This is a genomic window from Rhizobium laguerreae (genome assembly GCF_002008165.1).
GTDB lineage: Bacteria > Pseudomonadota > Alphaproteobacteria > Rhizobiales > Rhizobiaceae > Rhizobium > Rhizobium laguerreae.
The window spans coordinates 1-21,407 of the sequence record NZ_MRDM01000006.1 but is presented as its reverse complement, the minus strand read 5'-3'; the positions used below and the strand labels follow the sequence as shown (position 1 = coordinate 21,407).

The following is a 21,407-nucleotide window of genomic DNA, read 5'->3' as shown; positions in this document are numbered from 1 at the left end:
GGCTTCTGGCTCGCGGCCGAAATCAACTCACAGCGTACAAGACACGCAGCCCTGCACCTCGGTGCCGGACAGCGCCATCTGGCGAAGGCGGATGTAGTAGATCGTCTTGATGCCCTTCTTCCAGGCATGGATCTGCGACTTGTTGATGTCGCGCGTCGTTGCCGTGTCGCGGAAGAACAAGGTCAGCGACAGGCCCTGGTCGACATGCTGGGTCGCCGCCGCATAGGTGTCGATGATCTTCTCCGGCCCGATCTCGTAGGCATCCTGATAATAGTCGAGATTGTCGTTGGTCATGAACGGCGCCGGATAATAGACGCGGCCGATCTTGCCTTCCTTGCGGATCTCGATCTTCGAGACGATCGGATGGATCGAGGAGGTCGAGTGGTTGATGTAGGAGATCGAGCCCGTCGGCGGCACTGCCTGCAGGTTCTGGTTATAGAGGCCGGAGGCCATCACCGCCTTCTTCAGCGCGGCCCAGTCTTCCTGCGTCGGAATGTGGATCCCCGCCGTCTCGAACAGCGCCTTCACCCTCTCCGTCGCCGGCTCCCAGAGCCGGTCGGTATATTTGTCGAAATAGTCGCCGGAGGCATATTTCGAGTTCTCGAAGCCCTTGAAAATCTGGCCCCGTTCGACCGCCAAAAGATTCGAGGCGCGGATCGCGTGATAGGTCACCGTATAGAAATAGATATTGGTGAAATCGACGCCTTCGTCGGAGCCGTAGAAGATGCGTTCGCGGGCGAGGTAACCGTGCAGGTTCATCTGACCGAGGCCGATCGCATGGCTCTCGTCATTGCCCTTCTCGATCGAGGGAACCGAGGAAATGTGGCTCATGTCGGAAACGGCCGTCAGCGCCCGGATCGAGGTCTCGATCGTCTTGCCGAAATCAGCCGAATCCATTGCCGCCGCGATATTCAGCGAGCCGAGATTGCAAGAAATGTCCTTGCCGAGATGTTTGTAGGAAAGGTCGTCATGATATTCGCTCGCCTCGCTCACCTGCAGGATCTCCGAGCAGAGATTGCTCATCGAGATGCGCCCGGCGATCGGGTTCGCCCGGTTCACCGTGTCCTCGAACATAATGTAGGGGTAGCCGCTCTCGAACTGGATTTCGGCAAGCACCTGGAAGAATTCGCGCGCCTTGATCTTCTTCTTGGAGATGCGGGCGTCATCAGCCATCTCGCGGTACTTTTCCGTCACCGAAATCTCAGTGAACGGCACGCCATAGACGCGCTCCACGTCACAGGGCGAGAACAGGTACATATCCTCGTTGTTCTTGGCGAGCTCAAAGGTGATATCGGGCACGACGACGCCGAGCGACAGCGTCTTGATGCGGATCTTCTCGTCGGCATTTTCGCGCTTGGTGTCGAGGAAGCGCATGATGTCGGGGTGGTGGGCGTTGAGATAGACGGCACCCGCCCCCTGCCGCGCGCCGAGCTGGTTGGCGTAGGAGAAGCTGTCTTCGAGCAGCTTCATGACAGGGATAATGCCCGAAGACTGGTTCTCGATATGCTTGATCGGCGCGCCCGCCTCGCGAATATTCGTCAGCGACAGCGCCACGCCGCCGCCGCGCTTTGACAATTGCAATGCCGAATTGATCGACCGGCCGATCGATTCCATATTGTCCTCGACGCGTAGCAGGAAGCAGGAAACCAGTTCGCCGCGCTGCTTCTTGCCGGCATTGAGGAAGGTCGGCGTCGCCGGCTGGAAGCGGCCGGAAATGATCTCGTCGACCATGTCGCGGGCAAGGGCCTCGTCGCCGCGCGCAAGCGCCAGCGCCACCATGCAGATGCGGTCCTCATAGCGCTCGAGATAGCGCTTTCCGTCGAAGGTCTTCAGCGTATAGCTGGTGTAGTATTTGAAGGCGCCGAGGAAGGTCGGGAAACGGAACTTCTTGGCATAGGCCTGGTCGAACAGATCCCGCACGAAATTGAAGGAATACTGGTCGAGAACCTCCTGCTCGTAATAGCCCTCGGTCACGAGGTAATCGAGCTTTTCGCGGAGATTGTGAAAGAACACCGTGTTCTGGTTCACATGCTGCAGGAAATATTGCTTGGCAGCCATTCGATCCTTGTCGAGCTGGATCCGCCCCTCGTCGTCATAGAGGTTCAGCATCGCATTCAGCGCGTGGTAGTCGAGCGCTTCCGCCACTTTCAAAGGGCGTTCGCCGGCGGGATGAGCCAATGTGTGATGCGGTTTTGCGCCCGCATCCCGCGTCAGATTTGTTCCCGTGTCCAAAATCGTTCCATTCCGTGTTTGACCTTGGCGACATCGTCTTCGGTGCCCATGAGCTCGAACCTGTAGAGGTAAGGCACCTGGCATTTCTGCGAGACCACGTCGCCGGCGAGCCCATAGGTCTCGCCGAAATTGCTGTTGCCCGCAGCGATCACGCCGCGGATGTGTCCTCGGTTTTCCGCATCGTTGAGGAAACGGATCACCTGCTTGGGAACGGCACCCTTGCCGCCGTCGCCGCTATAGGTCGGCACAACAAGCACGAAGGGTTCGCGAATTTGGAACGCGTCTGCGCCAATTGGCGGAATGCGCGCCGCGCGCAGTCCGAGCTTGGCGACGAACCGATGGGTATTCTCGGATCGGCTGGAATAATAGACGATCAGCCCCATCGTCTGTCCTCAGCTCAGGAAAGTGCGCTGATCATGTCGGGACGGAAGCCGGCCCAATGCTGCTCGCCGGCGATGACGACAGGCGCCTGCATGTAGCCGAGGCTGCGGACGCGATCGAGCGCTTCGGCATCCTGCGAAATATCGACGATGTCATAGTCGACACCCAGGCGGTCCAGAGCGCGGTAGGTGGCAGTGCACTGGACGCAGGCAGGCTTGCTGTAGACGGTGATGGTCATAATATTCCTCGTGACGACGCGATTGGGACGCAGGACATTGATCGGAAATCTGTCGATATCCGTCGAAAAATCTCGGTGATTTGAGCTATGCGGCTATTTAGCCGCTGGGCGTACTCCGCCCTCTACCTCTAGCGGGTGGCGGCCTGAACTGAGATACTGACATGACTTCACCCCGAAGTGGCTCAATACGAAGGTTTCGGGGGCGAAGGTTCGGGCCTGCGAAACGCGATGCGGAGATTCCCCGCAGCCATGCAACGCGACCTTCCGGACACCCCGCCCGTGGACGTTTCGTTCGAGGCAGGTCTCCTGGCTCACGGGTCAAAGCACCCTGTCCCAGCCTTCCCGGAGCATCATGCTCCAGTGACCTGAAATCGGACAGTTGCTCGCCGCTTACAGTTGCGGGGGCAGCTCCGGCATTGCCGCGCCATGATGGCGAAACGCACCGAATTCCCGTCTTAGCCATCGATCCCTACGAATCGATGGAACCTCGAACACTAGATATAGTACGCCAATCCAAATTCGCGTCAACGGATGGTTTGTGCATTGCGTTACGACAGATTTGAAATCGCTACGTTCCTGTGAAAAACACGGATAACGAAAGCTTAAGGAAAGCAGGCTGTGGAGAAAGCCCCGATGAAGAGAGCCGACCCTATGGCCGGTCCCGCGATTTTCGATTCAAGATTGGGCCCGAATCGTCGATAGGACATCCCCCCGGTGACGAACGCCGGAGGGAGGAAGTCAGAAATGTTATATCTTTATCCGAAGCAGCCGCAGCGCATTGATCGTCACCAGCACGGTGGCGCCGGTATCGGCGAGGATCGCCGGCCAGAGACCGGTGATGCCGGCGATCGTCGTCACCAGGAACACCGCCTTAAGCCCGAGTGCGATGGTGATATTCTGCAGGATGTTGCGCATCGTGCGTTTGGAAAGTTCGATCATTCGCGCCACATCGCCGACGCGTCCGTGCAACACGGCCGCATCCGCCGTCTCCAGCGCCACGTCGGTGCCGCCGCCCATGGCGATGCCGATATCGGCCGCGGCCAGTGCCGGAGCATCGTTGATGCCGTCGCCGACCTTGGCGACGACGAAGCCCTGGCGCTTCAATTCGCCGACGACCCGCTGCTTGTCCTCAGGCATCATCTCGCCGCGCCAGTCGATGCCGAGCATGCCGGCAACGGCTGCTGCCGTCCGCTTGTTGTCGCCGGTCAGCATCATCGCCTTGACGCCGGCTGATTTGAGGGCAGCGAGCCCGGCCTCGGCATCCTCGCGCGGCTCGTCGCGCATGGCGATCAGGCCGGCCGCAACACCGTTGACGAGCAGCACCGACACGCTCTTTCCCTCGTCGTTCAGCGCCGTGATGCATGCATCCTGTTCCGCGCTGAGCGTCCCGCGCTCGCGGGCGGCAGGCGGCGATAGCAGATCCAACGTCTCGCCACCAACCTTGCCGCTGACACCCTTACCCGGCAGCGCTTCCAGCTCGAAGGCCGGCGGCACGGGAACGCCGTCCGCCTTGGCGCGATTGCGGATCGCCAGTGCCAGCGGGTGGCTGGAACCCTGCTCCAACACCGCCGCGCGCGACAGCACCTGCGCCTCGCTCGGGCCAAAGGAAATGATGTCAGTCACCTGAGGCTTGCCTTCAGTCAGCGTGCCTGTTTTGTCGAAGGCGACCATCGTCACCTTGCCGAGCGTTTCCAGCACCGCGCCGCCCTTCATCAACAGCCCGCGCCGTGCACCTGCCGAAAGCGAGGCGGCGATCGCCGCCGGCGTCGAGATGACGAGCGCACAGGGGCAGCCGATCAAAAGGATGGCAAGGCCCTTATAGACCCATTCGCCCCACGGCCCAGCGAACAGCAGCGGCGGAACGACCGCGACGAGTGCTGCGACCACGAGCACGCCGGGCGTGTAATAGCGCGAAAACCGATCGATGAAGCGTTCGGTCGGCGCCTTCGATTCCTGTGCCTCCTCCACCAGCTTGACGACGCGGGCGATGGTATTGTCGGCCGCGGCGGCCGTGACGCGAACCCTGAGCACCGCATCGCCATTCACCGTACCGGCAAAAACGACGGCATCGACGCCCTTGCGCACCGGCGTGCTCTCGCCCGTCACCGGCGCCTCGTCGATCGCACTCTCGCCTGAGATGATGATGCCGTCCGCCGAGATACGGTCGCCAGGGCGAACCATGATGATGGCGCCGACAGCAAGGCTTTCTGCCGGCACTTCCCGCGTCTGGCCATTGTTTTCGAGCAGCGCATTCTTCGGCACCAGACCCGTCAGCGACTGGATACTTTCGCGCGCCTTGCCCGCCGCCACCCCCTCCAGCAACTCGCCGACGAGGAACAGGAACACGACGGTTGCCGCCTCTTCGCCGGCATTGATGATGACGGCGCCGACGGCGGCGATCGTCATCAGCATCTCGATCGAAAACGGTGTTCCTGAGAAGGCGGCCATGATGGCGCGCCGCGCGATCGGCACCAGCCCGATCAGCATGGCGACGGTGAAGGCATAGGACGCGATCGCCGGCACGAGATGGCCGACGGTATAGGCGGCAACGAGTGCTGCACCCGAAAGGATGGTCAGCCGGCCCTTCCTGCTCTGCCACCAGGGACCGGCCATCGGCGCATGGTCGTGCCCGTGCAGCCCCTCGATTTCCTTCTCGCCATGATCGTGAGGATGATCGTGGTCATGGCCCGCGTGATCGCGGTGATCATGTCCATGGTCGTGACGATGCTGCGCGCCCTGGGTATGCGCAGGCGCAGCGGTTCCGGCAAACGGCGCGACGGAATAGCCGAGCCCGGTCACCTTCTTCTCGATCGCCTTGAGATCGCTGCTGCCATCGTGGCGGACGGTCATCGTGCCCGCCATCACCGAAACGGAAACATCGGCGACACCCGTCAAGCGTCTGACCGCCGTATCGATCTTGGTTGCGCAGGAGGCGCAATCCATGCCGCCAACCCGGTATCGTGTCTCGCTCTCAGCCATGATCCGCTTCCTTGTCAAATAGAAGCATCCCTCCTACATCCTCTAGCGACTAGAGGTGCAAGAGGAAAATCATGAAAAAGATCACCATTGGTGAAGCTGCCCGCCAGAGCGGCGTCAAGGTGCCGACGGTGCGTTATTATGAAAGCATCGGCCTGCTCGCGGCCCCGAGCCGTAGCGAGGGCAACCAGCGCTCCTTCGAGCCTGCCGATATCAGCCGTCTCGCCTTCATCCGCCACGCCCGCGAACTCGGTTTCGAGATCGACGCGATCCGCACGCTGCTCACCCTGCAGGACGATCCGCACCAGTCCTGCGCCTCGGCCGACGCCATCGCCAAGGCCCGCCTGATCGAGGTCGAGCAGCGCATCCGCAGCCTGATGGCGCTGAAGGCCGAGCTGGAAACCATGGTGGAAGGCTGCGGCCACGGCCGCGTCGACCAATGCCGCGTCATCGAGGTGCTCGCCGACCACGGCCAGTGCACGCATCCGCACCACTGATCTCTGCCCTTGCAGGCGGTCCGCGCCCGCGCCAAAACTGCATACAGAGAGAATCGGGCGAAGACATCAATGAACCAGAAGCGGATTGCGATCATCGGCGGCGGCCCGGCGGGTCTCGCGGCTGCCGAACTGCTTTCCCGTTCCGGTCACGCGGTAACGGTCTACGACGCCATGCCGACCTTTGCCCGCAAGTTTCTGCTGGCCGGCAAGTCCGGTCTCAACATCACCCATTCCGAAGATTATGCCCGTTTCGCCACTCGCTTCGGCGCGGCTTCTGCCCGTCTGCGCCCCGCTCTTGATGCCTTTACCCCCGATGATATCAGGGATTGGGCAGCAGGGCTCGGCACTGAAACCTTCGTCGGCTCGTCCGGGCGGGTTTTCCCGAAGGAGATGAAGGCCTCGCCTTTGCTGCGCGCCTGGCTCAGGCAGCTGGAGGCACAGGGCGCCACGCTGCGCACCCGCCACCGCTGGACCGGTTTTGCCGAAGACGGTTATGTTTTCGAAACGCCCGAAGGGCGCAGCATCTTCTATTGCGACGCGGCCCTGCTCGCGCTCGGCGGCGCAAGCTGGCCGCGCCTCGGCTCCGATGCTGCCTGGGTGCCCCGGCTGGCCGGCAGGGGTGTGGAAATTGATGCTTTTCAACCCGCCAATTGCGGCTTCGTCGTCGGATGGAGCGGGAACTTCAGCGAGCGTTTTGCCGGCCAGCCGGTAAAATCAGTCACCGCCACGTCCGAGGCCGGCACGTTTCCCGGCGAATTCGTCATCACCGGCAGCGGCATCGAAGGCAGCCTCGTCTATACCCATACGGCCGCATTGCGCGACCGGCTGCTGAACCACGGCAGCGCCCTCCTGACGCTCGACCTCGCACCCGGCCGCACCATCGAGAGGCTGAGCCGCGACCTTGCGCGGCAGGACGCCAAATCGAGCTTTTCAAACCGCCTGCGTAAGGGCGCCGGCCTCGACGGCGTCAAGGTGGCGCTGCTGCGCGAACTTGCTCCCGAGCGCGACCGCACCGATCCGGGGCGTCTCGCCGGCATAATCAAGGCCCTGGCGGTGCCAGTGATCGAAACCCGGCCGATCGCCGAGGCGATCTCCTCGGCCGGCGGCATCCGCTGGAGCAGCATCGACGAAAACTACATGTTGAAGGCACTGCCGGGCACCTTCGTCGCCGGCGAAATGCTCGACTGGGAAGCGCCGACCGGCGGTTATCTCCTCACCGCCTGCCTGGCGACCGGCCGGGCGGCAGCGCGTGGTATCGAAGCCTGGCTGTCACGGTCGATGCCGATGATCTCAAACCGGATCTAGATCAATGAAATGGCGGATGATGTCGTGCAAAGATCGCTGACACTTCTCAGCATTGTGCCCTGATCGCTTGAGGCGAAGGGGAGGATGGCCGTCGACACGTGCAATTGCAAACCGGCCGCTTTTCCATCAGACTATGCTGAACTTCGGTGGGAGGAGCCGATGCACGAACACTCAGCTCATGCCGAGCACGTCTACACGTCTGCCCAGCGCGATTCTGCGGCAGCCAGTTCTCCTGTTGTCGCCTCATGGCGGCGATGCATGACCATGCACCAGCTTGCCCCCGAGGATGAACGCGCGCCGCTGCGCCTCACCGACCAGGAATTTCGCCGTGCGCGCGAGCAGTCCGAACAGTTGATTGCCAACGCGACAGAAGAGCTCGATCGTCTCTTTACCACCGTTGGCAGGGCCGGCTGCTGCCTGCTTCTGACCGACAAGAACGGCATCGCCCTGGAGCGCCGGGGCGCTGCCGGCGACGACAAGGAATTCCGCGAGCTCGGTCTGTGGACCGGCTCGGTCTGGACAGAGGCCAGCATCGGCACCAACGGCATCGGCACTGCCCTTGCCGACGAGCGTGCCGTCGCCATTTTCCGCGATCAGCATTTTTTCAGCTCGAACACCAGCCTCAGCTGCACGACGGCGCCGATCCGCGACCATCGCGGCCGGGTGGCAGCAGCCCTCGACATCTCCACATGCCGCGAAGATGTCAACGAGATGACGCTGGCGATCCTGACGCAGACCGTGCGCGATGCGGCGATGCGAATCGAACTCAATCTTTTCCGCTCGGCCTTTGCCGGCGCCCGTTTCCTGATGGTCCCGGCCGGCGCCAATTCCGCTGCCGCCCTGCTTGCCGTCGACAGGCACGATCTGGTGCTCGGTGCGACGCGCGCAGCCCGCATCGCGCTGCAGCTCGACGACAGGCGCATCGCCGGAGGCATTCCCGCCGCCGATGCCCTGCACGAGGCTGGCGTCGCCCAGCAGGACGAGATGGTCGAGGCGGAAAAAGCGGCCCTGCTTCGGGCGCTGTCGCGTGCAAGCGGCAATGTCTCGCAGGCGGCGATCGCCCTCGGCATCAGCCGCGCCACGCTGCACAGGAAGATGAAAAAGCTCGACCTCCACTGATCAAGGTTCGCCGCCCGCAATCGTGAAGCGATGCTGTCGCAGGTCTGCGACACTGTGCACTGCGGTATGGAAGACCCTCCCTGTTCACTCCGTCAAAACATGCACATTTTCCTCCCACTGGTTCGTTTGGGAACCTGGATCATCAAGGGAGGATGACATGCTTCATCAGAAAATCGTCGAGTCGCCGTTCAAGCTGAAATACGGCAACTATATCGGCGGCGAATGGCGCGAGCCGGTCGAGGGAAAATACTTCGAAAACCTCACGCCCGTCACCGGCGGCAAGCTCTGCGACATTCCCCGCTCTAATGAAAAGGACGTCAACCTCGCACTCGACGCCGCTCATGCGGCAAAGGAAAAATGGGGTCGCACCTCGGTTGCAGAACGCTCCAATATCCTCATGAAGATCGCCCAGCGCATGGAAGACAAGTTGGAATTGCTCGCCCAGGCCGAGACCTGGGACAATGGCAAGCCGATCCGCGAAACCATGGCGGCCGACATTCCGCTGGCGATCGACCACTTCCGCTACTTCGCCTCCTGCATCCGCGCCCAGGAAGGTTCAATCGGCGAAATCGACCATGATACCGTCGCCTATCACTTCCATGAGCCGCTCGGCGTCGTCGGCCAGATCATTCCGTGGAACTTCCCGATCCTGATGGCCACCTGGAAGCTGGCGCCCGCGCTTGCCGCCGGCAACTGCGTCGTACTGAAGCCCGCCGAGCAGACCCCGGCCTCGATCCTGCTCTGGGCCGAGATCGTTGGCGATCTCCTGCCGCCCGGCGTGCTCAACATCGTCAACGGTTTCGGCCTCGAAGCCGGCAAGCCGCTGGCGACCAGCCCGCGCGTCGCCAAGATCGCCTTCACCGGCGAGACGACGACAGGCCGGCTCATCATGCAATATGCCAGCCAGAACCTCATTCCGGTGACGCTGGAGCTCGGCGGCAAATCGCCGAACATCTTCTTCGCCGATGTGATGGCCGAGGATGACGATTTCCTCGACAAGGCGCTCGAAGGGTTTGCGATGTTTGCCCTCAACCAGGGCGAAGTCTGCACCTGCCCGAGCCGCGCCCTCGTCCAGGAATCGATCTACGACCGCTTCATGGAAAAGGCGGTCAAACGCGTTGAGGCGATCAAGCAGGGCAACCCACTCGATAGCGCGACGATGATCGGCGCCCAGGCCTCGACCGAGCAGCTGGAAAAGATCCTCGCCTATCTCGATATCGGCAAGCAGGAAGGCGCGGAAGTGTTGACCGGCGGCTCGCGCAACGATCTCGGCGGCGAGTTGGCGAACGGCTATTATGTCAAGCCGACGATCTTCAGGGGTCACAACAAGATGCGTGTGTTCCAGGAAGAAATCTTCGGACCGGTGGTTTCGGTCACGACCTTCAAGAACGAGAAGGAAGCGCTCGAAATCGCCAACGACACGCTCTACGGCCTCGGCGCCGGTGTCTGGAGCCGCGACGCCAATCGCTGCTACCGTTTCGGCCGCGAGATCCAGGCTGGCCGCGTCTGGACCAACTGCTACCACGCCTACCCGGCCCATGCCGCCTTCGGCGGCTACAAGCAGTCGGGCATCGGCCGTGAAACCCACAAGATGATGCTCGACCACTACCAGCAGACCAAGAACATGCTGGTGAGCTACAGCCCGAAGGCACTCGGCTTCTTCTGAGAGCCGTCCATAAGTGATATGCTGAAAAGCCTTCTCCCGGCGACGGGAGAAGGCCTAGGCTGCTGATGAGTCGGCAACCCCTCTTTCGTCATGCTCCGGCTTGTCCCGAGCATCTGCAGCCGGTTGATATCAAGCAGATCCTCGGCACAAGGCCGAGGATGACGCCGAGTAAAGAGCGAGGTTTGTCAACAAACTGAGCTTTCTCCCCAACACGGGGAGAAGTCCTTGTGTCTTCGGAGGAGGCATCCATGGAAACCACCACCGTCAACGGCGAACCGCGTGTTCTCGCAACCGACGCAGCTCTCGATTTGATTGCAGAAATCAAGCGGGATCATCCCGATATCCTCTTCCACCAGTCCGGCGGCTGCTGCGACGGCTCCTCGCCGATGTGTTATCCGGCTAACGAATTCATGATCGGCGACAGCGACGTCAGGCTCGGCGAGATCGGCGGCGTATCAGTCTATATTAGCGCCAGCCAGTTCGAGGCGTGGAAGCATACGCAGCTGATCATCGACGTCGTACCCGGCCGCGGCGGCATGTTCTCGCTCGACAATGGCCGCGAGAAGCGCTTCCTCACCCGCTCCCGCCTCTTCGGCGGCGGCGAGGCTTGCGCGGTGCCTGATGTGAAGGTCAGGGCGGTCTAATGCTGTTGCCTTATCGGGTGCGAATTTCGCCTGTAGTATTCCCATAGTACCTGCTCGCGGCAGCTCTTTGCTAATCTCCGCCAGTTGGTTTCAAAGGGAGGAAACGATGCCAGCCTCAAAGATCCTGATGATCACGGGTGACTTCACCGAAGATTACGAAACGATGGTGCCGTTCCAGACGCTGCTCGCCTGCGGCTACACGGTCGATGCCGTCTGCCCCGGCAAGAAGGCCGGCGACACCGTCGCCACCGCCATCCACGATTTCGAAGGCGACCAGACCTACTCCGAAAAACGCGGCCATAATTTCGCGCTGAACGCCACCTTCGACAGCGTGCGCGCCGAAGATTACGATGCACTCGTCATCCCCGGCGGCCGCGCGCCCGAATATCTTCGCCTCAATGCCGACGTCCTCAAATTCGTCCGGCACTTCTTCGACGCAGGAAAACCCGTCGCCGCCATCTGCCATGGCGCGCAACTGCTCGCCGCAGCCGGCGTACTGAAGGGCCGCACCTGCTCGGCCTATCCCGCCTGCCGGCCGGAAGTCGAGCTTGCCGGCGGCATCTATGCCGACATATCAATCAACGATGCAGTCTCGGACGGCAATCTGGTCACGGCGCCCGCCTGGCCGGCGCATCCGTCGTGGCTGCGCCAGTTCATGGCCGTGCTCGATGCCGCGGCCCTGCTCGAAACCAACGCCGCCTGAGAAGGGCGGCACGGGGGAGGACGATATGTGTGAACTGTTTATCAAGGCGGATGCTCGGCTCTGGGAAAGCGCTACCCGATCGCTGCGCATCGACGGCATGGTCACCAGCGTCAGACTGGAGAATTTCTTTTGGGCGAAGCTCGAGGAGATTGCCCGGCGCGACGGCATGAATGTCGTCCAGCTGATCACCCGGCTGCATCATGAATCGATCGATGCCGGCCACGATCTCGGCAACTTCACGTCCTTCCTGCGGGTCTGCTGCGCCCGTTATCTCGACCTGCAGCTCACCGGCGACATCCCGGCCGATGTCACCCGTCCGATCTCAGGCCTCGACGCGCCTGTCATCCTCGACCGCGAACGCGCGAAATATCACTGAAATCATGTCCGACAGACGATCAAAGACGAACGGCCCGCAGATAGCTCCGCGGGCCGTTTCGCAAACATCTGACCTGTGTTGGGCGGCGGGGTTGCACTGCCGCGCAGCCTGGATCAACAATGCGCGGCACCGTCGAGCGCGGGCACCGCCAGGAGATCGATTGCCATGAAAGACCAGAAAGCCGTGATCGTCACGGGAGCCGGCGGCAACCTCGGCAGCGCCGTTGTCCGCGAGCTTGCCAGCGCCGGCGCGAAACTCGTCTGCATGAACCGTTCGAGCAGTGAGCTGGAAGCCTTGGCCGGCGATCTTCCTGCCTCCACGGAGTTTCTGTCGATCGCGGGAACGGATCTCACTGATTATGCTTCCTGCGCCGCCGCCGTCGCCCGGGCCGTCAAGCGCTTTGGCGGCGTCAGCGCATTGGTCAACACCGTCGGCGGTTTCCAGATGGGACCGGTCGGGCCGGAGGCGCCCGCGCAGTGGGAGACGATGATGACCGCAAACGCCCGCACTGCGCTGACAATCAGCGCCGCGGTTCTCCCGACCATGAAGGCGGCAGGCTACGGCCGCATCGTTCATATCGCCGCCGCGCCCGGCCTGAAGGCCGGCGCCAAGCTGGCCGCTTACGCCGCCTCGAAAGCCGCCGTCATCCGGCTGACCGAGGCGATCGCCGCCGAATGCCGCGACGATCGCATCACCGCCAACTGCATCCTGCCCGGGACGATCGACACGCCTGAGAACCGCGCAGCCATGCCCGATGCGAAGACGGACGGTTGGGTATCGCCGCAATCGATCGCCCGCCTCATCGCCTTCCTGATTTCGCCGGCCGCAGCCGTCGTCACCGGCGCGGCAATCCCGGCGACCGGCCGCGAATAACCCAAGGCGCGGCGTGATCGACCGTCGGCGACTGCTCCCTTGTCGAGATCCGTGGGTGATGAACGACAGAGCCCTACAAGTTTTAATCAGTGATTTACGATCTGACTTGAGCTTCGGTTCGCCTTGAGGCAGCGTCGTCTGTGCCTGCTCATGGGACAGGCAAAAGAACAGCGGACGGACACCATGGTGTTGATGATCGCATTGCGGCGGCATTTGCTAGAAGGCGGGTGGTTTCGATGACGGACGGTCCGGCATTGCGCGCTGTCGGCCCAAGCAGCCTGATACGCGAGGAATGGTTCCTGGGCGTCAGCGTCGTGACGAGCTTAGCGTTTCTTGCCTTCCAGGAGCAGCTCTTCGGCCGGCTTGCCGATCCGCTATGGTTCAGTGTCGTTTTCGTCTGGCTGTTTGCCGTCGTCCTCGGCTCCGCACTGTCGGTCGTGCGGCACGCGGATCATTTGGCTGAGCGGCTGAAGGAGCCCTACGGCACGCTTATTCTGACGCTTGCCATCACCTCGATCGAGGTGATGGCAATATCAGCCGTCATGCTTCACGGCGAGAACAATCCCACGCTCGCGCGCGACACGCTGTTCGCAGTCGTCATGATCATCCTGAACGGCATGGTCGGCCTGTCCTTGCTGCTGGGCGCATGGCGGCGACCGGAACAGCAGCATAACCTGCAGGGCGCCAACGCTTATCTCGGGGTCATCGTGCCGCTGGCGACCCTGAGCCTGGTGATGCCGACATTTCTTGCAGGCCCGGACGGACAGCATCCATCCGCACCGAGACAACTGATACTGGGTATAATATCGGTCGGTCTTTACGCTACGTTTCTGTTTCTTCAGGCCGGCCGCCATCGGGACTATTTCACCGACGACAGCAATCGTCACGAGTATCATGGTGAACATGCCCCTCCCCGCGGGCCGGTCTGGCCTCATGCCATTCTGCTTTTCGCCTATATGGCTCCCGTCGTCTTTCTCGTTGAACAGCTTGCCCGCCCGATCGATTACATTATCGAAACCCTGCATGCTCCAACCGCATTTGGCGGTGTTGTCATGGCCATCCTTGTCGCAACGCCTGAGGCAATCAGCGCCGTGCGTGCGTCCATCGCCAATAATCTTCAGCGTTCCGTCAACATCTTCCTTGGTTCGGTGCTGTCAACGATCGGGCTGACCGTGCCGGCAATGCTTGTCATCAGCCGTCTTTACGGGCACCCGGTGAAGCTGGGCCTCGAACATGGAGATCTGGTGATGCTCCTGCTCACTCTGGCCGTCAGCATCATCACCTTTGCCAGCGGCCGCACGCATCTCATGCAAGGTGCGGTCCATCTGGTGCTTTTCCTTGCTTACGTGCTGCTCATTTTCCAGCAATGAAATCCGCCCAATTACGGCCGCACAAGATCTGGAAGTTAAGAGTTCCGCGCTTGGTCCGTCTTCCGCTATGATGACGGGAGCTATTGCACAGCTTGCAGGGTGGCTGCAGGACTTACGTGGCGATACGGAGGCCGGACTTGGGCTCACTGTTGGTTGGAGGGCTTGTATTTGTTTTTCTGTCGATGGCAACATCGATAGGATTGGTGGTGCGCGGCCGTTTGCCGGATCACCATCTCAATGCAGAATCCAAGGACGTCATCAGGCTGGCGACCGCGGTGGTGGGAACGCTGTCGGCTCTGACGCTCGGCCTTCTGATTGCATCCGCCAAGTCGTCCTATGACAATGCCGAAGTGGAGATGAGAACGGCCGCGGCACGGGTACTCCTGCTTGACCGCGTGATGGCGCAATACGGGCCGGAAACCGACAAAGCGCGTCAATTGCTGCGTGAACTCATAGAGAGACGGCTGAGCCGCGGCTGGACTGCCGAGACCACCGACGAAACATTCGGCAATGCGCCGGGGGAATATCAGGATATCGAGGCGGTTCAGGCCGTCCTTCGATCCCTGTTGCCGAGGGGTACCGTGCAGCACTCTCTGCAAGCGCGTGCTGTTGAGGTGAGCGGCATGATGGCCGAGGCCCACTGGCTGCTGGTCGAATCCGGAGAAGAGGGTCTGCCATGGGCCTTTGTCACCGTTCTCGTCTGTTGGCTCTCGCTGCTCTTTGCGACCTTCGGGCTGCAGGCGCCGGCCAATCTGACGGTGCTGTCAATTCTGCTCGTCTGCGCTCTATCCGTCGCCGGCGCCATCTTCCTGGTTTCGGACATGGCGAACCCATATCTCGGGCTGATCCGCGTTTCGGACGCACCATTACAATCTGCCATCGAACGGCTCGGGAAACCGTAGCCGCGTCATGGCATCCATCGAGGACGAACTCGCAGTTGAATTGCGCACCAACAGCTATTGCAATTTTTAGCAATGCCGCGACATAATATCGCATGCCCGGAACTTTTCGGAGAGGGGTCGTCTCCACCGAGGCATGCATGAAGACTACAGCGCCGCGCGTCTTTTTCAGACGCGCAAGTGACGCTGTATGCCTTTGAAAGAGCTCGTAAACATCGGGGCGGCGGCAATGCGTGTGAGATTGTATCAGGGTCTGCACCTGTCTGTGGTGCTCGCCGGCATGGCAGTTCTCGCTGGCTGTGAGGAAAGCGGCAATACTTACGTCGCCCCTCCTCCACCTCCGGTTCGGGTCGCCCAGCCGATCCAGCAACCGGTGACGCTCTATTTTGAACTCACCGGCAATACGGTGCCACTCAACTCAGTTGATATCGAGGCGCGCGTCCAAGGCTACGTCCAATCGATCGACTACCAGGACGGCATGACGGTGATGAAGGGCACCAAGCTCTTCGGAATTGAGCGCAACACCTATCAGGCGCAACTGGATCAGGCGAAGGCATCCCTCGCCTCGCAACATGCGTCTCAGGTCGGCGCACAGCAGGAATACGACCGGCAGCTCAATCTATCGAAGCAACAGGTCACAACGCAGACCGCGGTCGACAGCGCCAAGGCGACGCTCGACGAGGCGAATGCGTCCATCCTCAATGCCCAGGCCAATCTCGATCTCGCGACGATCAACCTCGGATATACGGAGGTGTTTGCCCCCTTCGACGGCACAGTCACCGATCACCTCGTCGATATCGGCGCTCTTGTCGGCGTATCCGGTCCCACCAAACTCGCCAGCATCGTTCAGACAGATCCGCTTTATGCCTATTTCAACGTTAGCGAAACCCAGGTGCTGATGATCAAGGAAACCCTGGCAAGGCAGGGGCGCACCTTCAAGCAGACGGACCTTCCAAGCATTCCGGCGGAGCTCGGCCTGCAGACCGAGGAAGGCTACCCGCATAAGGGACATCTCGATTACGTCTCGCCGCAGCTCGATGCCTCCACAGGCACGCTTCAGGTGCGCGCCCTGTTCGACAACAAGGACCATGCCATGCTGCCCGGTCTCTTCGTGCGGGTTCGGGTGCCGGTCGGCCATAACGACAAGGCTTTGCTGGTGCGCGATGACGCTATCGGGACAAACCAGCTGGGCAGCTACCTGCTTGTTCTCGGCAAGGACGACGTCGTCGAACAGAAGCAGGTCAAGACCGGCCAACGCGAAGGTGCGCTCCGTGTCATCGACTCCGGCCTCGATCCCGCCGACTGGGTCGTAACCCAAGGTATCCAGCAGGCCATCCCCGGCAGCAAGGTCACGCCCGAGAAGATCGAAATGAATCCACCGGCAGCTGCCACCGGCGATGCCAAGGCCAAGACCACCACGCAATGAATCCGCCGCCATGCTTCATCTGAACGTCTAAGGACAACAGCATGATCTCGCGTTTCTTCATCGAGCGACCGATACTCGCCAATGTTCTGGCATTGGTTTTCGTGCTCATCGGCGCGGTCGCCCTGTTCCAGCTGCCTGTGGCGCAATATCCGAACGTCGTTCCGCCGACGGTGCAGGTGACGACGCGCTTCCCGGGCGCCAGCGCCCAGACCCTCGTCGACACCGTCGCGCTGCCGATCGAGCAGCAGGTCAACGGCGTGCAGGACATGCTCTACATGCAGTCGACAAGCGCCAGCGACGGCACTTATTCCCTGACCGTGACCTTTGCCATTGGAACCGATCCGGACCAGGCCCAGGTTCTGGTGCAAAATCGCGTTGCCATTGCGATGTCATCGCTTCCCGAAGCGGTGCAGCTTCAGGGCGTGACGACGCAAAAGAAATCGACGGCGATCCTCGGCTTCGTCAGCCTGACCTCGCCCGATAGCCGCTATGAGAGCCTTTTCCTGTCGAACTACGCCGTCATCAATCTGCAGAATGAACTCGCTCGCCTGCCGGGTGTCGGCAACGTCACCGTTTTCGGTGCCGGCCAATATGCCATGCGCATCTGGATGGATCCGAACCTACTGCAGGCACGCGGCCTGACGCCGCAGGATGTGGTCAGCGTCGTGCAGCAGCAGAGCCAGGAGGTTGCCGCCGGCCAGATCGGCATTCCGCCGGTGCCGAAGGGGCAGGTCTTCCAATACACGCTGAACGTCAATGGCCGATTGAACGAGGCGGCCGACTACGAAAACATCGTCGTCAAGGTCGAGAGCGGACAGGGCGGCCGCGTCACCCGCATCCGCGATATCGGCCGCGTCGAACTCGGCGCCCAGACCTACAGCCAATCCTTCATGCAGAACGGCCGGCCGGCAGCCGGTATCGGCATTTTTCAGCTGCCGGAGGCGAATGCCATTGCGGTGGCGCAGGCGGTGAATACAAAAATGCAGGAGCTCTCGAAGAGCTTCCCGCCGGGTCTCGAATATCACGTGCCCTTCGACACGACGAAATTCGTCGACGCTTCCATCGACGAAGTTTACGTCACCTTGATCGAGGCGGGCGTTCTCGTTCTCATCGTCATTCTCGTTTTCCTGCAGGATTGGCGGGCGATGCTCGTGCCGGCGACCACAGTTCCCGTCACCATCATCGGCGCCTTCGCGGCCATGGCGGCACTGGGCTTTACCGTCAACCTGTCGACGCTGTTTGCCATCGTTCTCGCCATCGGCATCGTCGTCGATGATGCCATTGTCATCGTTGAAGGTGTCGCCCGACACATCGAGGCCGGCATGTCTGGCCGAAAGGCGGCCGAAAAGGCGATGGAGGAACTGCTCGGCCCGGTCATCGGTATCACGCTTGTGCTGATGGCGGTTTTCATTCCGGCCGCCTTCCTGCCTGGCCTGACCGGACAGCTCTATCGGCAATTCGCCCTCGTCATCGCCGCCACGGCACTGATCAGCGCCATCAATGCCGTCACGCTGAAACCGACGCAATGCGCCCTTTGGCTGCGCCCGCCGGTCCCGCCCGAGAAACGCAACATCTTCTATCGCGGCTTCAACAGGGTCTATGACAGGGGTGAACGCAGCTATGCAGGGCTGATCGGATCGATGACCCGCCACAGCGGCATCATGGTCATAGCAGCACTTGCGCTGATCGGTGTCGCAGTCTGGGGGCTCGCCCGTCTTCCGACTGCGTTTCTGCCCATCGAGGATCAAGGCTATGTGCTGATCAGTGCGCAGCTGCCAGATGGCGCATCGAAGGAGCGCACAGACGCGGTGATGGAAGAGGTCGGCAAGATCGCCGAAGCCACACCTGGCGTCGACCAAGTACTGACCATCAGCGGCGTCTCCGTTCTCGACAACAATGCCAGCCTGCAGAATGCCGGCGTCGCCTATGTCGTGCTGAAGGATTGGGACGAGCGCGGCAAGGAAAAGGGGCAGGATCTGCTGTCGATCTACCAGCATTTGAACGGCGCGCTGCAAAGCGTGCTCGCCGCCAAGACGCTGGTGGTGGTACCGCCTCCGATCCAGGGCGTCGGCAATGCCAGCGGCTTTACCATGCAGGTCGAGATCAGGAACGGCATTTCCGACTACCCGCTGCTGCAATCGCTTGCCGACACAATCGTCAAGAACGGCAGTGCCCAATCGTCGCTGCAAAGGCTGAGCACGCCTTTTCGCTCGAACGTGCCGCAACTTGCCGTTTCCGTCGATCGGATCAAGGCGGAGACACTGGGAATTACGGTGGGCCAGGTCTTCTCCGCTCTCTCCGGCTATGTCGGATCGAGCTATGTCACCCAGTTCAACAAATTTGGCCGTACCTTCCAGGTCTATGCGCAAGCCGCTTCCGACTTCCGGGTCAGCGCTGAAGACATCCGCAACCTGAAGGTCAAAGCCGGCGATGGGACGATGGTGCCGCTCGGCACGGTCGTCGATGTCACCACGACACAAGGCCCCTCCCTGATCAGCCTCTACAATCTCTACCCGTCCGCAACGATCGTTGGCGGGCCTGCCGCCGGCTTCAGTTCCGGCCAATCGCTCGACGTCATGGAGCAGATTGCCGATCAGACACTGCCGCCGGGTACAGGCTTCGAATGGACGGCGCTGTCCTATCAGGAGAAGGCCGTGGGCGGGCAGATCTATTTCATCTTCGCACTTGCCATGCTCCTCGTCTATTTCGTGCTCGCGGGCCAGTATGAAAGCTGGATCTTGCCGCTGGCAGTCCTTCTCGCCGTGCCGCTCGCTCTCCTCGGCACGGTGGCAGCGCTTATGGCAGCCGGTGTCGCCAACAACCTCTATACGCAGATCGGCCTTATCCTGCTGATCGCGCTTGCATCGAAGAATGCCATCCTCATCGTCGAATATGCTAGGAAAAGGCGGGCGGAAGGCATGGAAATACTGGATGCGGCCGTCGAGGCCGCCCGCTTGCGTTTCCGGCCAATTCTGATGACGTCCTTCGCCTTTATCCTCGGCGTCCTGCCGCTCGTGCTGGCGACCGGCGCCGGCGCATCCGCCCGCAAATCGATCGGCATATCGGTCTTCAGCGGGATGATCGCCTCGACCTGCCTCGCCGTGCTCTTCGTACCCTCTTTCTACGTCGTGCTACAGCGCTTCGAAGAATATTGGAAAGGACGTACGAAGACCGCAGCCGTCGCTGAGGTGGAGGTGTCGAAGGTACAGTAAGGGTGTTGTAACAACCTTTTTGCGCGATCGTCTGCGGTTTGCGGGACTGGGTTGTTGGCGGGCACTTCACAGCGGGATGTTCGAAAAGACGCTATAGTCCCGAGGTCAGCACCCTATGACAGGCAGGCGACACGCGTTGCAGATTATCTCGGAGGCAAGCCATACCCCGTCCTCCGCCCAAAGGCACCATGCGACACAACGCCTGAAAATCCGATCCGCACGTTTCACGCAGGATCATCAGTTCCTCGCGCGGCGAGAAGGCCGGCATCATGGCTCGAGGAGCGGGCGTGGTCGCGACCGTCGCCGCGGCGCCGCTGGCTGGGGTTGATCCGGCTGATCCTCCCCCCGCTGATCCTCCCAAGGCCGCAACGGCTTGCTGACACGGCGCCGATAGGGCGGCATTGTGCTGCTGCAGGCAACTGAGTGCCTCAGTGCCGCCCGGTGTGACGCCGGAGCATTGCGCCATGAAATCGCGTTGGCAGGCCGATTTGACAGCGCTGCGTTGCGCCTGGGTCGGCTGATGCGCCGGTACACCCGTCGCCGGTGCCGGGCTGGTCGCCCCAGTGGTTGCTGGCGCAGCCGGAGCCGGCTCCGCGGATGTCGACTTAGGTTTGCTTATCGCCGACACCGCCTTCCGGCAGCCAGCCGAAAGCGTGGCGCTATGCTGTTGCAGGCAAGTGAGCGCCTCGATACCGCCCGGCGTCACCCCTGAACACTGCGCTATGAAATCGGAGCGGCATTCCGCCCTGATCGCATTGCGCTGCTCCTCAGTCGGCGCTTGCGCGCAAGCGACACTGGCATAGAGCACCACTGCGCAGAGAGCTGGCAATCCCGAGATAGCAAACGGAAGACGACGCCTTCCATGCGAAGTCGTCAGTAAAGAAGATGCCCATTTTCGCATTTATTCATTCCCCCATAAATCTCTGATCTACTCCATGAAATCGCATAGCCTTGCTGAGTAGAATAACCAGCGCCCGCCAATTGGAGGGACGTTGCGTGCTGTTATGGAAATATTAAAATGCCGGCTCCACGTATATTAGAATATTATACTTTTATCAACTATTTACTCGTGCCTGAAAGTTGATCATACGCCCATTGGGATTTTTTTTGCTGCAGTGTCTCTGACCAGAAAGACGCCATGGACCGAACGGGCATGCGTTTACGACAGTTGGGGAACGAGGCTGAGTTTGCCGCAGCGGTTCCCAACGTCAAATCTTGCGTCGCCATGCCATTTCGCAAAAACAGCAAAGCCCCGGCCGTTTTTGCGGTCCGGGGCTTTGTTGTTTTGTCTATTTGGGAAGTATCTGGTTGCGGGGGCAGGATTTGAACCTGCGGCCTTCAGGTTATGAGCCTGACGAGCTACCGGGCTGCTCCACCCCGCGCCATGTGCAAATCATTGAGATTTGCTTATGCATTCTAACACAAAAGGCCGCTTTGTGAGCGGCCCTTTTGTTCGGCATGGGCCGTAGAGTTTGTGATGAGAAGATTGT

At 61.1% G+C, this 21,407-nt stretch carries 17 protein-coding genes, 1 tRNA gene and 1 riboswitch; of the genes, 12 read left to right on the top strand and 6 right to left on the bottom strand.

Going from position 1 to position 21,407, the window contains the following annotated elements; translation table 11 throughout:
• Positions 1-27 precede the first annotated feature (27 nt).
• From nrdE to BS630_RS04420, 4 genes are all read right to left on the bottom strand, one after another.
• On the bottom strand, positions 28-2,232 hold the full coding sequence (nrdE, locus tag BS630_RS04435) for a class 1b ribonucleoside-diphosphate reductase subunit alpha (RefSeq protein ID WP_077976449.1): 2,205 nt from the start codon (positions 2,230-2,232) through the stop codon (positions 28-30).
• Positions 2,211-2,615, bottom strand: a complete 405-nt coding sequence (gene nrdI, locus BS630_RS04430) for a class Ib ribonucleoside-diphosphate reductase assembly flavoprotein NrdI (protein WP_077976448.1) — start codon at positions 2,613-2,615, stop codon at positions 2,211-2,213. Before nrdI ends, nrdE begins: the two co-directional genes overlap by 22 nt.
• A gap of 14 nt (positions 2,616-2,629) precedes the next feature.
• Positions 2,630-2,851: a glutaredoxin-like protein NrdH gene (gene nrdH, locus BS630_RS04425; RefSeq protein ID WP_018243700.1), complete on the bottom strand. Its 222-nt coding sequence runs from the start codon at positions 2,849-2,851 to the stop codon at positions 2,630-2,632.
• A gap of 279 nt (positions 2,852-3,130) precedes the next feature.
• A riboswitch (cobalamin riboswitch) is annotated at positions 3,131-3,356 on the bottom strand.
• 242 nt (positions 3,357-3,598) lie between these two features.
• Complete coding sequence (locus tag BS630_RS04420; RefSeq protein WP_077976447.1) at positions 3,599-5,830, bottom strand: heavy metal translocating P-type ATPase; 2,232 nt, start codon at positions 5,828-5,830, stop codon at positions 3,599-3,601.
• 71 nt (positions 5,831-5,901) lie between these two features.
• Here BS630_RS04420 and BS630_RS04415 point away from each other — a divergent pair, with 71 nt between their 5' ends.
• The 12 genes from BS630_RS04415 to BS630_RS04360 all read left to right on the top strand — a co-directional run bounded on the left by BS630_RS04415 (position 5,902) and on the right by BS630_RS04360 (position 19,917).
• Entirely contained in the window at positions 5,902-6,324 is a 423-nt protein-coding gene (locus BS630_RS04415; RefSeq protein WP_012759112.1) for a MerR family transcriptional regulator, read from the top strand.
• A 69-nt stretch (positions 6,325-6,393) separates the two neighbouring features.
• On the top strand, positions 6,394-7,629 hold the full coding sequence (locus BS630_RS04410; RefSeq protein WP_077976446.1) for a TIGR03862 family flavoprotein: 1,236 nt from the start codon (positions 6,394-6,396) through the stop codon (positions 7,627-7,629).
• A 159-nt stretch (positions 7,630-7,788) separates the two neighbouring features.
• On the top strand, positions 7,789-8,748 hold the full coding sequence (locus BS630_RS04405) for a helix-turn-helix domain-containing protein (RefSeq protein ID WP_077976455.1): 960 nt from the start codon (positions 7,789-7,791) through the stop codon (positions 8,746-8,748).
• 157 nt (positions 8,749-8,905) lie between these two features.
• The gene (gene adh, locus BS630_RS04400) at positions 8,906-10,414 is read left to right on the top strand and encodes an aldehyde dehydrogenase (RefSeq protein WP_077976445.1); all 1,509 of its coding nucleotides are present in this window, start codon (positions 8,906-8,908) and stop codon (positions 10,412-10,414) included.
• A gap of 248 nt (positions 10,415-10,662) precedes the next feature.
• Entirely contained in the window at positions 10,663-11,058 is a 396-nt protein-coding gene (locus BS630_RS04395) for a DUF779 domain-containing protein (protein WP_077976444.1), read from the top strand.
• A gap of 106 nt (positions 11,059-11,164) precedes the next feature.
• Entirely contained in the window at positions 11,165-11,761 is a 597-nt protein-coding gene (locus BS630_RS04390; protein ID WP_077976443.1) for a DJ-1/PfpI family protein, read from the top strand.
• 25 nt (positions 11,762-11,786) lie between these two features.
• Positions 11,787-12,137: a ribbon-helix-helix domain-containing protein gene (locus BS630_RS04385; RefSeq protein ID WP_003543205.1), complete on the top strand. Its 351-nt coding sequence runs from the start codon at positions 11,787-11,789 to the stop codon at positions 12,135-12,137.
• Positions 12,138-12,302: 165 nt separating this feature from the next.
• Complete coding sequence (locus BS630_RS04380) at positions 12,303-13,010, top strand: SDR family NAD(P)-dependent oxidoreductase (protein WP_077976442.1); 708 nt, start codon at positions 12,303-12,305, stop codon at positions 13,008-13,010.
• A gap of 236 nt (positions 13,011-13,246) precedes the next feature.
• Entirely contained in the window at positions 13,247-14,380 is a 1,134-nt protein-coding gene (locus tag BS630_RS04375; RefSeq protein WP_077976441.1) for a calcium:cation antiporter, read from the top strand.
• A 137-nt stretch (positions 14,381-14,517) separates the two neighbouring features.
• Positions 14,518-15,282, top strand: a complete 765-nt coding sequence (locus BS630_RS04370) for a bestrophin-like domain (protein ID WP_077976440.1) — start codon at positions 14,518-14,520, stop codon at positions 15,280-15,282.
• A gap of 226 nt (positions 15,283-15,508) precedes the next feature.
• Positions 15,509-16,705, top strand: coding sequence for an efflux RND transporter periplasmic adaptor subunit (locus BS630_RS04365; RefSeq protein WP_077976439.1), 1,197 nt, complete (start codon positions 15,509-15,511; stop codon positions 16,703-16,705).
• A 41-nt stretch (positions 16,706-16,746) separates the two neighbouring features.
• Positions 16,747-19,917: an efflux RND transporter permease subunit gene (locus BS630_RS04360; RefSeq protein WP_077976438.1), complete on the top strand. Its 3,171-nt coding sequence runs from the start codon at positions 16,747-16,749 to the stop codon at positions 19,915-19,917.
• A gap of 91 nt (positions 19,918-20,008) precedes the next feature.
• Here the strand turns inward: BS630_RS04360 and BS630_RS37810 are convergent, their stop codons facing one another.
• Together BS630_RS37810 and BS630_RS04350 are read right to left on the bottom strand one after the other, a co-directional pair.
• Entirely contained in the window at positions 20,009-20,818 is an 810-nt protein-coding gene (locus BS630_RS37810; RefSeq protein ID WP_077976437.1) for a hypothetical protein, read from the bottom strand.
• A 404-nt stretch (positions 20,819-21,222) separates the two neighbouring features.
• A tRNA-Met gene (locus tag BS630_RS04350) sits at positions 21,223-21,299 on the bottom strand.
• Positions 21,300-21,407: the final 108 nt, after the last annotated feature.

Coding starts and splice junctions, on each gene's coding strand:
- nrdI (WP_077976448.1), bottom strand. CDS start 2,615: ATGGGGCTGATCGTCTATTATTCCAGCCGATCCGAGAATACCCATCGG.
- nrdH (WP_018243700.1), bottom strand. CDS start 2,851: ATGACCATCACCGTCTACAGCAAGCCTGCCTGCGTCCAGTGCACTGCC.
- BS630_RS04420 (WP_077976447.1), bottom strand. CDS start 5,830: ATGGCTGAGAGCGAGACACGATACCGGGTTGGCGGCATGGATTGCGCC.
- BS630_RS04415 (WP_012759112.1), top strand. CDS start 5,902: ATGAAAAAGATCACCATTGGTGAAGCTGCCCGCCAGAGCGGCGTCAAG.
- BS630_RS04410 (WP_077976446.1), top strand. CDS start 6,394: ATGAACCAGAAGCGGATTGCGATCATCGGCGGCGGCCCGGCGGGTCTC.
- BS630_RS04405 (WP_077976455.1), top strand. CDS start 7,789: ATGCACGAACACTCAGCTCATGCCGAGCACGTCTACACGTCTGCCCAG.
- adh (WP_077976445.1), top strand. CDS start 8,906: ATGCTTCATCAGAAAATCGTCGAGTCGCCGTTCAAGCTGAAATACGGC.
- BS630_RS04395 (WP_077976444.1), top strand. CDS start 10,663: ATGGAAACCACCACCGTCAACGGCGAACCGCGTGTTCTCGCAACCGAC.
- BS630_RS04390 (WP_077976443.1), top strand. CDS start 11,165: ATGCCAGCCTCAAAGATCCTGATGATCACGGGTGACTTCACCGAAGAT.
- BS630_RS04385 (WP_003543205.1), top strand. CDS start 11,787: ATGTGTGAACTGTTTATCAAGGCGGATGCTCGGCTCTGGGAAAGCGCT.
- BS630_RS04380 (WP_077976442.1), top strand. CDS start 12,303: ATGAAAGACCAGAAAGCCGTGATCGTCACGGGAGCCGGCGGCAACCTC.
- BS630_RS04375 (WP_077976441.1), top strand. CDS start 13,247: ATGACGGACGGTCCGGCATTGCGCGCTGTCGGCCCAAGCAGCCTGATA.
- BS630_RS04365 (WP_077976439.1), top strand. CDS start 15,509: ATGCGTGTGAGATTGTATCAGGGTCTGCACCTGTCTGTGGTGCTCGCC.
- BS630_RS04360 (WP_077976438.1), top strand. CDS start 16,747: ATGATCTCGCGTTTCTTCATCGAGCGACCGATACTCGCCAATGTTCTG.
- BS630_RS37810 (WP_077976437.1), bottom strand. CDS start 20,818: ATGCGAAAATGGGCATCTTCTTTACTGACGACTTCGCATGGAAGGCGT.